The sequence below is a fragment of the Trinickia sp. genome, from assembly GCF_057351765.1.
On the sequence record NZ_JBMRBK010000039.1, the window covers coordinates 1 to 12,040 of the forward strand.

Sequence of the window (12,040 nt, forward strand, 5' to 3'; positions counted from 1 at the left end):
CCGGCCAACGGCGATCCGTCGATCGTGCCGTCGCAGGATATCGTGCTCGGCCTTTACTACGCGACGCGCGAAGCGGTCAACGGCAAGGGCGAAGGCATGTCGTTCACGGGCGTGTCCGAAGTGCTGCGCGCCTATGAAAACAAGGAAGTCGAGCTGGCTTCGCGCGTGAACGTGCGGATCACCGAAATGGTGGTGAACGAAGACACGTCGGAAGGTGCGCCGCAGTTCGTGCCGAAGATCTCGCTTTATGCGACGACGGTCGGCCGCTCGATCCTGTCGGAAATTCTGCCGCCGGGGCTGCCGTTCTCGGTGCTGAACAAGCCGCTCAAGAAGAAGGAAATCTCGCGCCTGATCAACACTGCGTTCCGCAAGTGCGGTCTGCGCGCGACGGTGGTTTTCGCGGACCAGCTGATGCAGTCGGGCTTCCGTCTGGCTACGCGCGCGGGCATTTCGATCTGCGTCGACGACATGCTCGTGCCGCCGCAAAAGGAAGTGATCGTCGGCGACGCCGCGAAGAAGGTGAAGGAGTACGACCGCCAGTACATGTCGGGTCTCGTCACCGCGCAAGAGCGCTACAACAACGTGGTCGACATCTGGTCGGCAACGTCGGAAGCGGTCGGCAAGGCGATGATGGAACAGCTCTCGACGGAGCCGGTCACCGATCGCGACGGCAATGAAGTCCGCCAGGAGTCGTTCAACTCGATCTACATGATGGCCGACTCGGGTGCGCGCGGCTCCGCGGTGCAGATCCGTCAGCTCGCCGGGATGCGCGGCCTGATGGCGAAGCCGGACGGCTCGATCATCGAGACGCCGATTACGGCGAACTTCCGTGAAGGCCTGAACGTGCTGCAGTACTTCATCTCGACGCACGGCGCACGTAAAGGTCTGGCCGATACGGCACTGAAGACGGCGAACTCGGGCTACCTGACGCGCCGTCTCGTCGACGTGACGCAAGATCTGGTCGTGACGGAAGAAGATTGCGGCACGAGCAACGGCGTGGCGATGAAGGCGCTCGTGGAAGGCGGTGAAGTCGTCGAAGCGCTGCGCGACCGGATTCTCGGCCGCGTCGCGACCGCCGACGTCGTCAACCCCGAGACGCAGGAAACGCTGTACGAGACCGGCACGCTGCTCGATGAAGTGGCGGTCGAGGAAATCGAGCGTCTCGGCATCGACGAAGTGCGGGTGCGCACGCCGCTCACCTGCGAGACGCGCTATGGTCTGTGCGCAGCATGCTATGGCCGCGATTTGGGCCGTGGCTCGCTCGTGAACGTCGGCGAAGCGGTCGGCGTGATCGCGGCGCAGTCGATCGGCGAGCCGGGTACGCAGCTGACGATGCGGACGTTCCACATCGGCGGTGCGGCATCGCGTGCGGCGGTGGCTTCGTCGGTCGAAGCGAAGAGCAACGGTACGGTGCGCTTCACGTCGACGATGCGCTACGTGACCAACGCGAAGGGCGAGCAGATCGTCATTTCGCGTTCGGGCGAGGCGATGATCACGGACGATCATGGCCGCGAGCGCGAGCGTCACAAGGTGCCGTACGGCGCGACGCTGTTGCAGCTCGACGGCGCGCAGATCAAGGCGGGTACGCAGCTCGCAACGTGGGATCCGCTCACGCGTCCGATCATCACCGAGTACGGTGGTACGGTGAAGTTCGAGAACGTCGAGGAAGGCGTGACGGTCGCGAAGCAGATCGACGATGTGACGGGCCTGTCGACGCTCGTCGTGATCGACGTGAAGCGCCGCGGCTCGCAAGCCTCGAAGACGGTCCGTCCGCAGGTGAAGCTGCTCGATGCGAGCGGCGACGAAGTGAAGATCCCCGGCACGGAGCATGCGGTGCAGATCGGCTTCCAGGTCGGCGCGCTGATCACGGTGAAGGACGGACAGCAAGTGCAGGTCGGTGAAGTGCTTGCGCGTATTCCGACCGAATCGCAGAAGACGCGTGACATTACCGGTGGTCTGCCGCGTGTGGCCGAGCTTTTCGAAGCGCGTTCGCCGAAGGACGCCGGCATTCTCGCGGAAGTCACCGGTACGGTCTCGTTCGGTAAGGATACGAAGGGCAAGCAGCGTCTCGTCATCACGGACCTCGAAGGCGAGCAGCACGAGTTCCTGATCGCGAAGGAAAAGCAGGTGCTCGTCCATGATGGTCAGGTCGTCAACAAGGGCGAAATGATCGTGGACGGTCCGGCCGATCCGCACGACATCTTGCGTTTGCAGGGTGTCGAGGCGCTGTCGCGCTACATCGTCGATGAAGTGCAGGACGTGTACCGTTTGCAGGGCGTGAAGATCAACGACAAGCACATCGAAGTGATCGTGCGTCAGATGCTGCGCCGTGTGCAGATCGTCGATAACGGCGATACGCGCTTCATTCCGGGCGAACAAGTCGAGCGGTCGGACATGCTCGACGAGAACGACCGGATGACGGCGGAAGACAAGCGCCCGGCGACGTACGAGAACGTGCTGCTCGGTATCACGAAGGCATCGCTGTCGACCGATTCGTTCATCTCGGCCGCATCGTTCCAGGAAACGACGCGCGTGCTGACCGAAGCGGCGATCATGGGCAAGCGCGACGATCTGCGCGGGCTGAAGGAAAACGTGATCGTCGGCCGCTTGATTCCGGCCGGTACCGGTCTTGCGTTCCACAAGGCGCGCAAGAACAAGGAGGCTTCGGACCGCGAGCGTTTCGATCAGATCGCCGCGGAAGAAGCGTTCGACTTCGGTCCGCCCGAGACGCCCGCGGACGAGCAGCAGCAACAGCATCCGGCGGAGTGATGCATGGGCGGCGCGATGCGCCGCCTCTTCCGTAGCGTTGCGCAGGTGCCTTTCGGGGCCGGTGCGCGACGCTGCTGGATCGAAACCCACGGCACCACGTGCTGTGGTTTTTTTTTGACGCGACGGTTGCGGTGCTCTTGGTGCGGCTCTCTTAACTGTCAAGTGCCCGCTAAGCGTTGCGCCCGGCGCTATGCCGGCAGCAGCGATTCGACCTCGTCGCGATTGACGAGAACGAGCGGTACGTCCCCGGGTTTGGCAGCCGAGCCATTGCGCAGACCCAGCTGCCTGAGGGTATGGAAAAGCAATGCCTGCCTGCACGACAGATGGAGCTCGCCGTCGACCATGCCGTAATCGAGTTCGACGACGCGAGCGCGGTACTGTTCAAGTTCGGGGTTGGGTGCCAGCACGAGTGTCACGACGGTCTGCCACTCGGCGTCGTCCGCCCCGCCCAAACCTGCCGGCTCTTCGCCTTCCACCTTCAACATGCGGGTGATCGCGAAATCGCGAAAGCGGCGCTCGAGATGGCAGAACGCGCGCACATGCCACCGCAGGCCGTCGAACGTCAGTGCATGCGGCGTCATCGCCCGGCTCTGCGGATCGGAAAAGGCCGTCGACTGGTAGCGCAGGCGCAAGCCCGTTCGGTTCCGCATGGCGCGCAGCAACGCAGTCAGCACCTCGACGTCGAGCGTTTGAGCAGGCATCGGCGCGATTCCGACCGGCGGCCACCAGCCCACGAACGTGGCGTCTCGGGGCAGCACACCCGTCGCGGCCGCCAGAAGTTCATTGAGATAGCGGGATGGGTGGCTGACCGGAAAGACGGGAGAGAAGGCGGACGTGGCGACATAGACCCGCAAGCTGCGGTCGTACTCCATGTTCCCCGGACGCGCATCCTGATACCGAGCGATATCGAGCGATGCCTGCGGCACCGAGATACCGAAGAAGTCCGTCAGATCGCTACGGTTGAGCCTGCCGTCCCACTGCAGTCGAAAGTCGATGAACTCGAGTCTTCTGTCCTGCCCCCATCGCGAGCCGGTTTTGGGCTCCCCCGTGACGGCCGCGGGGATCGGATTGCTGCTGTTGTTCATAGGCCCGTCAAATGCCGGCTTTCGGCGCCGTGAGGATCAGGCGCAGGCCCAGTGCAGCGATTGCGCCGGCCGCGATCCGATCGATCCACTTCTTGGCGCGCAGGTACATTTCGCGCGGGCCGCGGCTCGAAAAGCCGAGCGCAACGACTGTATACCAGCCGCATTCGACAGCAAACACGAGCGGCGGCAGCACGAAGTAGCACCACACCGGCGGATGTTGCGGCAGCAGCGCGGCAAAAATACTGCCATACCAGATCGCCGTTTTCGGATTGCTCAATTGCGTGGTGAGACCCATCCAGAAAGAACGGCGCGGGTTGCCCGATTTCGCTCCGAGCGTATTGTCCATTGCGAACGGCTGCTTCGCGCCACGCCAGATTTTCGAGGCGACGAAAATCAAATACGCGCCGCCTGCGACCTTGAGTCCGATGTATAGCCATTCAACGGCCTGCAGCAGCGTGTAGAGGCCGGCCAGCGCAATGCTGCCAAAAAAGATGCCGCCGACGCCCATGCCAAATGCCGTGGCGAGTCCATCGCCGCGCGACAGACCGATTGCATTGCGGGCGACGATGACGAAGCTCGGCCCCGGGATCATTGCGCCAAGGAACAGCGCGACGAGGATTGCAAGAACGGCGGTTGATGCGGTCATCGGGACCTCCTTCAAAAAGGAATGCAGCAGGCAAAGCGAGATCATTGTATATGCGCGTGCACGAGCGGCGGGATTCGCCCACGCTCCGTCAGGCCGCCAGTACCAAGCTGCGCGCGCCATGCGTCTGCTTGTAGCCCACGAGTTGAGACGGGTCGTCTATTTTCCCGAGGCCGATCCGAATGGTGTCTTCGATGATTCGCTTCGAAAGACGGGGTCCGGCATTCATGGCCTGCCAGACGTCGAGCACGGCGCGAGCGCGAAAATACTCATCGGAGTTGGCATCGAGGAACGGGCTTAGATTGCCGAACGCGCTGAGGAACCCTGGAGGCTCGGCACCATAGACGGCCCGCCAAATGCGGTTGTCCTCCGGACGCAGGTTTTCGGCCATCAGCTGCATATCTGCGTCGACGAGCGGCCGGTGTGCAACCAACTGCATCTGGCCTTTTACGACGTTGGTCGGCAGCACGAGCATTTCGTCGACGATGTATTTGCGCACGAGACGACCGACCCGCGTGGCCCGCGGGTCTTCGGCCCCTTCGCTGCTGTCCGACTGATCGCCGCCCAACAGCGTGCGCAGTTTGTGCATCAAAAATATTTCGTGATCTTTGCCTATGCGCGCCGAGTTGAAGCGGATATTTCCCACCTTGCCCTCGAGGGCCAGCGCAATGCTCGCACCGGCGAGTGCCGGAAGCGTAACGGGAGCGAACAGCGCGTCGAGCGCGAGATCGGTTGCGCGCCGTACCCGGCTGGTGGTCGCCCATTGCGAGACAAGCTCGGCGGCATCGAGGGAGGCGAGCGGGTTCGGGCCGCGCGCGACGAAAATCGGGTCAATTGCAAGATCGCGGCCCGTGCGAAACGTGGCACGGTTGGACGCTCGCGCGCGCTCCACGTTTGCAAGCTCATCAAGCGGCCCATTCGTGGACGGGAGCTTCGGCTCGATATCGCTTGCGCCCTCGTTCGGATAGGAACGATCGTCGTTAGGCTCAGGTTCGTCTGCGGATCCGCGGCGGCTCGGGGGCGAAACGGGCATCGTCGAATGATGAGCGCGTCATCAGTGATTAGACGATGTTCGAGCTTAGGTGAGCTTTCGCGCGCTGGTCGCATCGCTGCCGACGCCGCGGCATGCGAGGCGAACTTGCCTATCCGATCGGCCAACACTGCAATCCCCCGAGTGCCGAGCGGTTCCTCATTGGTAGAATTCGGGGACCTCAGCCCCTCCTTGTTTGCTCCCTTCGTTCATGTCCCGTGCGCTAGAAATCCTCAATGAAGTATTCGGTTACCCCGCCTTTCGAGGACAACAGCACGATATCGTCGAGCATGTCGCGGCAGCCGGCGACTGCCTCGTTCTGATGCCGACGGGTGGCGGCAAGTCGCTTTGCTACCAGATCCCCGCGCTCGTGCGCTCGGAGGCTGGGCTCGGCGCCGGCATCGTCGTATCGCCGTTGATCGCGTTGATGCAGGATCAGGTCGCAGCGCTGAGGGAAGTCGGTGTGCGTGCCGCATTTCTGAATTCCACGCTTTCGGGTGCCGAGGCTGCGGCGACCGAACGCGCACTGCGCGAAGGCGACATCGATCTCCTTTATGTCGCCCCGGAGCGGTTGATGACGCCCCGGTTTCTCGATCTGCTCGAGCGCGCTCGCATCGGCCTTTTCGCGATCGACGAAGCGCACTGCGTGTCGCAATGGGGGCACGATTTCCGGCCGGAGTACATCCAGCTGTCGGTCCTCCACGAGCGGTTTCCGCGCGTGCCGCGAATCGCGCTGACGGCGACGGCCGATGCGATCACGCGCGACGAGATCGTTCAACGGCTCGCGCTCGATGAGGCACGGATTTTCGTGTCGAGCTTCGATCGGCCGAACATCCGCTACCGGATCGTCGAAAAGGACAATGCGCGGGCGCAGCTCATCGATTTCATTCGCGCCGAGCATATGAATGCCGACGGCACGAGCGATGCGGGCGTCATCTATTGCCTTTCGCGCCGGAAGGTCGAGGAGACGGCCGAGTGGCTCAAGGCGCAAGGCGTGCGGGCTCTGCCGTATCACGCCGGCATGGAATTCGAAATGCGTCAGCGCCATCAGGAGATGTTCCAGCGCGAAGAGGGCATCGTCATGTGCGCAACGATCGCTTTCGGCATGGGTATCGACAAACCGGATGTACGCTTCGTCGCGCATCTGGATTTGCCGAAAAGCGTCGAAGGCTACTATCAGGAGACGGGGCGGGCCGGGCGCGACGGTCTGCCTGCGAATGCGTGGATGGCGTACGGGCTGGGCGATGTGGTGCAGCAGCGCAAAATGATCGACGAGTCCGATGCGGACGATGCGCACAAGCGCGTACAGACCGGCAAGCTCGACGCGCTACTCGGTTTATGCGAAGCGGCGACTTGCCGGCGTGTGCGCTTGCTAGCTTATTTCGGCGAGGCGAGCGAGCCGTGCGGCAATTGCGATACGTGCCTGGAGCCACCTGCGTCGTGGGACGCGACGCGTGAGGCGCAAATGGCGCTCTCCTGTGTATTCCGGGCCCGGCGCGCGAGCGGATTCAACTTTGGCGCGGGTCATCTGATCGATATCTTGCGTGGCAATCGCACTGAAAAGATATTGCAGCGCGGGCACGAGGGGCTCAGTACTTTCGGCATTGGCGCGGCACTTTCCGAGGCCGAATGGCGAGCGGTGTTTCGTCAGTTGGTGGCGTTCGGCTACCTCGCGGTCGATCACGACGGCTTTGGGGCCCTGGTTTTGACGGATGCGAGCAAGCCGGTGCTCAAGGGGGAGACGACGGTGACGCTGCGGCGCTACGTCAAGCCGGTTCGCACGCGTCAGACGGCGGGACGCTCGGCACAGCGGGTTGATCCGGCCGCCGGTCTGGGGCCGCGCGAGCGCGCGCGCTGGGACAGGTTGCGTGCCTGGCGTACCGATACGGCCAAGCGCGATGGGGTGCCGGCTTACGTCATTTTTCACGATGCCACGCTGGCCGAGATCGCGCGAGCGGCGCCCGATTCGATCGACGACCTGCGGCATATTCCGGGGATCGGGGCGCGGAAGCTGGAGCGGTTTGGCGATGAATTGCTCGAGGTTGCGGGGGCGGATTGAACTTGGAGCTGTCACCGCTCGCCGGACGATTCGTCAGCGGTGATGGCACCTAGGCGATTCCCCAGCCTCGTTCGCGCCAATCTCCGCAAACTATTGACTCACTTGACCTTTTCGCAATATCATGCCGGGTTCCTGTCCGTGGAATGCGCGGCCGCTATCGGTCGTCGGTTCTCAGGCGGGATGTATCAGGCGTATCGCTGTCCGCTTTGCCCGGCCGGCGGTGCGTCGCTTTTTTCAATTTCGGGAATACACAATGCCAACCATCAATCAACTGGTTCGCAAAGGCCGCACGTCGGAAACGACGAAGAGCAAGAGCCCGGCCTTGCAGGACTGCCCCCAGCGTCGCGGTGTGTGCACACGCGTGTACACCACGACGCCTAAAAAGCCTAACTCGGCGCTCCGTAAGGTCGCCAAGGTTCGTCTGACGAACGGCTTCGAAGTCATTTCGTATATCGGCGGTGAAGGCCACAACCTGCAGGAACACTCGGTTGTGCTGATCCGCGGCGGTCGCGTGAAGGACTTGCCGGGTGTGCGCTATCACATGGTTCGCGGCTCGCTCGATACGCAAGGCGTCAAGGACCGTAAGCAGGCTCGCTCGAAGTACGGTGCGAAGCGCGCGAAGGCCGGCAAGTAACCGGTTTTCGGATTCAACAAGGGCGGTGGTGCCGAAACTGTCGGTGCTGTCGAGTAAGTGGTCACCCGGCCAAGCTGGTTAGTCGAAGGATGGATCGGGTTTGTTGGTGACCGCGGAGCGTCAGTAAAAGCAGCGCTCCAACTGAAAAGTAAAGGAAAGAAACATGCCGCGTCGTCGCGAAGTCCCCAAGCGGGAAGTGTTGCCGGATCCGAAGTTCGGTAACGTTGATGTTGCAAAGTTCATGAACGTCCTGATGCTCTCGGGCAAGAAGTCGGTTGCCGAGCGCATCGTTTATGGCGCTTTCGAACAAATCCAGACCAAGGGTGGCAAGGACCCGCTGGAAGTGTTCACGGTTGCGCTCAACAACGTGAAGCCGGTGGTCGAAGTGAAGAGCCGCCGCGTTGGTGGGGCCAACTATCAGGTTCCGGTCGAAGTGCGTCCGTCGCGTCGTATGGCATTGGCGATGCGTTGGTTGCGTGAGGCCGCGAAAAAGCGCAGCGAGAAGTCGATGGCATTGCGCCTCGCCGGTGAACTGAGTGAAGCTGCGGAAGGCCGTGGCGGCGCAATGAAGAAGCGCGACGAAGTGCACCGGATGGCCGAGGCCAACAAGGCGTTCTCGCATTTCCGTTTCTAAGCCGCTCATCGCTGGCTCAATCGGAAAAAATTCCGGGCGGGTGCGCTTTTTAGCGCCTCGCCCGTTTGTGTTAGGGCGCAACGCCTTTCATCAGATGCGTTGTGCGATCCAATAGAGGATAAAAGTGGCTCGCAAGACTCCTATCGAGCGCTACCGCAACATCGGTATTAGCGCTCACATCGACGCCGGCAAAACGACGACGACCGAGCGCATTCTGTTTTACACCGGCGTGAACCACAAGATCGGCGAGGTTCACGACGGCGCTGCAACCATGGACTGGATGGAGCAGGAGCAAGAGCGCGGCATCACTATTACGTCGGCCGCGACGACTGCCTTCTGGAAGGGCATGGGCGGCAACTATCCGGAACACCGCATCAACATCATCGACACCCCGGGTCACGTCGACTTCACGATTGAAGTGGAGCGTTCGATGCGCGTGCTCGATGGCGCCTGCATGGTGTATTGCGCCGTGGGTGGCGTGCAGCCGCAATCGGAAACGGTGTGGCGTCAGGCGAACAAGTACAAGGTGCCGCGCCTCGCGTTCGTGAACAAGATGGACCGCACCGGCGCGAACTTCTTCAAGGTCTACGACCAGTTGAAGACGCGCCTGAAGGCGAATCCGGTGCCCGTCGTCGTGCCGATCGGCTCGGAAGAGAACTTCAAGGGTGTCGTCGACCTCCTGAAGATGAAGGCCATCATTTGGGACGAAGCGTCGCAAGGTACGAAGTTCGACTACGTGGACGTTCCCGCTGAACTCGTCGACACCTGCAACGAGTGGCGCGAGAAGATGATCGAGTCGGCTGCCGAAGCCAACGAAGAGCTGATGGAGAAGTATCTCGGCGGCGAAGAGCTGACGGAAGCGGAAATCGTCAAGGCGCTGCGCGACCGCACGATCGCCTGCGAAATCCAGCCGATGCTCTGCGGCACCGCGTTCAAGAACAAGGGCGTGCAGCGCATGCTCGACGCCGTGATCGATTTTCTGCCGTCGCCGGTCGATATTCCGCCGGTCAAGGGCGAACTCGAAAGCGGCGAATCGGCCGAGCGCAGGGCCGCGGACGACGAGAAGTTCTCGGCGCTCGCATTCAAGATCATGACCGACCCGTTCGTCGGCCAGTTGATCTTCTTCCGCGTCTACTCGGGTGTCGTGAACTCGGGCGATACGGTGCTGAATTCGACGAAGGACAAGAAGGAGCGTCTGGGCCGGATTCTGCAGATGCACGCGAATCAGCGCGAAGAAATCAAGGAAGTGCGCGCGGGCGACATCGCCGCGGCCGTCGGCTTGAGGGAAGCGACGACGGGCGACACGCTGTGCGATCCGCAGCACCCGATCGTGCTCGAACGCATGATCTTCCCGGAGCCGGTGATCTCGCAGGCCGTCGAGCCGAAGACGAAGGCCGACCAGGAAAAGATGGGCCTGGCGCTGAACCGTCTGGCGCAAGAAGATCCGTCGTTCCGCGTGCAAACGGACGAAGAGTCGGGCCAGACGATTATTTCGGGCATGGGCGAGCTGCACCTCGAAATTCTCGTCGACCGGATGAAGCGCGAATTCAACGTGGAAGCGACCGTCGGCAAGCCGCAAGTGGCGTATCGCGAAACGATCCGCGCGACGGCGGCCGATGTCGAAGGCAAGTTCGTCAAGCAGTCGGGCGGTCGCGGCCAGTACGGTCACGCGGTCATCACGCTCGAGCCGAACGAGCAGGGCAAGGGCTATGAATTCCTCGACGAGATCAAGGGCGGTGTCATTCCTCGCGAATACATTCCCGCGGTCGACAAGGGTATTCAGGAAACGCTCAAGAGCGGTGTGCTCGCGGGCTTCCCGGTCGTCGACGTCAAGGTGCATCTGACGTTCGGTTCGTACCACGATGTGGACTCGAACGAAAACGCGTTCCGTATGGCCGGCTCGATGGCCTTCAAGGAAGCGATGCGCAAGGCAAGCCCGGTCATCCTCGAACCGATGATGGCCGTGGAAGTCGAAACGCCGGAAGACTACATGGGTAACGTGATGGGCGACCTGTCGGGCCGTCGCGGCATCGTGCAGGGCATGGAAGACATGGTCGGCGGCGGCAAGATCGTTCGCGCCGAAGTGCCGTTGTCGGAAATGTTCGGCTACTCGACGTCGCTGCGCTCGCTGACGCAAGGCCGCGCAACGTACACGATGGAGTTCAAGCATTACGCTGAGGCGCCGCGTAACGTGGCGGACGCCATCATCAGCGCAAAGTCGAAGTAAGCCGCGTACGGCGAATCCTTCTCATCGACCACTTTTTGAAAGAAGAGAATCATGGCTAAAGGTAAATTTGAACGGACCAAGCCGCACGTGAACGTCGGCACGATCGGTCACGTGGATCACGGCAAGACCACGCTAACGGCGGCAATCACGACGGTGCTGACGGCGAAGTTCGGCGGCGAGGCAAAGGCGTACGACCAGATCGACGCGGCGCCGGAAGAAAAGGCGCGCGGCATCACGATCAACACGGCGCACGTGGAGTACGAGACGGCGAACCGTCACTATGCGCACGTCGATTGCCCGGGCCACGCGGACTACGTGAAGAACATGATCACGGGCGCCGCGCAGATGGACGGCGCGATCCTGGTGTGCTCGGCCGCTGACGGCCCGATGCCGCAAACGCGTGAGCACATTCTGCTGGCGCGTCAGGTCGGTGTGCCGTACATCATCGTGTTCCTGAACAAGTGCGACATGGTGGACGACGCTGAGCTGCTCGAGCTGGTGGAAATGGAAGTGCGCGAGCTGCTGTCGAAGTACGACTTCCCGGGCGACGACACGCCGATCATCAAGGGTTCGGCCAAGCTGGCGCTGGAAGGCGACAAGGGCGAGCTCGGTGAAGTGGCGATCATGAACCTGGCCGATGCGCTGGACACGTACATTCCGACGCCGGAGCGTGCGGTGGACGGTGCGTTCCTGATGCCGGTGGAAGACGTGTTCTCGATCTCGGGTCGCGGCACGGTGGTGACGGGCCGCGTCGAGCGGGGCGTGATCAAGGTTGGCGAGGAAATCGAAATCGTCGGTATCAAGCCGACGGTGAAGACGACGTGCACGGGCGTGGAGATGTTCCGCAAGCTGCTGGACCAAGGTCAGGCGGGCGACAACGTCGGGATCTTGCTGCGCGGCACGAAGCGCGAAGACGTGGAGCGTGGCCAAGTGTTGGGCAAGCCCGGCTCGATCACGCC

The 12,040-nt window shown here is 62.2% G+C and carries 9 protein-coding genes; 6 read left to right on the forward strand and 3 right to left on the reverse strand.

Features of this window, described 5'->3' with window-relative positions; translation table 11 throughout:
• Nucleotides 1-2,769 (forward strand): DNA-directed RNA polymerase subunit beta' (locus ACO1XS_RS10340; protein ID WP_486390613.1); only part of this gene is annotated, 2,769 nt, incomplete at its 5' end.
• Between the two features lie 188 nt (nt 2,770-2,957).
• Here ACO1XS_RS10340 and ACO1XS_RS10345 read toward each other — a convergent pair.
• The 3 genes from ACO1XS_RS10345 to ACO1XS_RS10355 all read right to left on the reverse strand — a co-directional run bounded on the left by ACO1XS_RS10345 (nt 2,958) and on the right by ACO1XS_RS10355 (nt 5,389).
• A complete protein-coding gene (locus tag ACO1XS_RS10345) occupies nt 2,958-3,854 on the reverse strand; it encodes a helix-turn-helix transcriptional regulator (RefSeq protein ID WP_486390614.1) in 897 nt (298 codons plus the stop codon).
• 7 nt (nt 3,855-3,861) lie between these two features.
• Entirely contained in the window at nt 3,862-4,500 is a 639-nt protein-coding gene (locus tag ACO1XS_RS10350) for a LysE family translocator (RefSeq protein ID WP_486390615.1), read from the reverse strand.
• Nucleotides 4,501-4,588: 88 nt separating this feature from the next.
• On the reverse strand, nt 4,589-5,389 hold the full coding sequence (locus ACO1XS_RS10355; RefSeq protein WP_486390616.1) for a sugar transferase: 801 nt from the start codon (nt 5,387-5,389) through the stop codon (nt 4,589-4,591).
• 349 nt (nt 5,390-5,738) lie between these two features.
• On the opposite strand from ACO1XS_RS10355, the gene recQ reads away from it, so the two are divergent.
• The 5 genes from recQ to tuf all read left to right on the forward strand — a co-directional run.
• Nucleotides 5,739-7,586, forward strand: a complete 1,848-nt coding sequence (gene recQ / locus ACO1XS_RS10360) for a DNA helicase RecQ (protein WP_486390617.1) — start codon at nt 5,739-5,741, stop codon at nt 7,584-7,586.
• A gap of 253 nt (nt 7,587-7,839) precedes the next feature.
• A complete protein-coding gene (rpsL, locus tag ACO1XS_RS10365; protein WP_006053290.1) occupies nt 7,840-8,220 on the forward strand; it encodes a 30S ribosomal protein S12 in 381 nt (126 codons plus the stop codon).
• A gap of 163 nt (nt 8,221-8,383) precedes the next feature.
• Nucleotides 8,384-8,854, forward strand: a complete 471-nt coding sequence (rpsG, locus tag ACO1XS_RS10370) for a 30S ribosomal protein S7 (protein WP_006053291.1) — start codon at nt 8,384-8,386, stop codon at nt 8,852-8,854.
• 124 nt (nt 8,855-8,978) lie between these two features.
• Complete coding sequence (gene fusA / locus ACO1XS_RS10375) at nt 8,979-11,081, forward strand: elongation factor G (protein ID WP_331566659.1); 2,103 nt, start codon at nt 8,979-8,981, stop codon at nt 11,079-11,081.
• Nucleotides 11,082-11,132: 51 nt separating this feature from the next.
• Nucleotides 11,133-12,040 (forward strand): elongation factor Tu (tuf, locus tag ACO1XS_RS10380; RefSeq protein ID WP_486390618.1); only part of this gene is annotated, 908 nt, incomplete at its 3' end.

Excerpts from the sequence above, each read along its gene's own strand:
- ACO1XS_RS10345 (WP_486390614.1), bottom strand. The coding sequence starts at position 3,854 with ATGAACAACAGCAGCAATCCGATCCCCGCGGCCGTCACGGGGGAGCCC.
- ACO1XS_RS10350 (WP_486390615.1), bottom strand. The coding sequence starts at position 4,500 with ATGACCGCATCAACCGCCGTTCTTGCAATCCTCGTCGCGCTGTTCCTT.
- recQ (WP_486390617.1), top strand. The coding sequence starts at position 5,739 with ATGTCCCGTGCGCTAGAAATCCTCAATGAAGTATTCGGTTACCCCGCC.
- rpsL (WP_006053290.1), top strand. The coding sequence starts at position 7,840 with ATGCCAACCATCAATCAACTGGTTCGCAAAGGCCGCACGTCGGAAACG.
- rpsG (WP_006053291.1), top strand. The coding sequence starts at position 8,384 with ATGCCGCGTCGTCGCGAAGTCCCCAAGCGGGAAGTGTTGCCGGATCCG.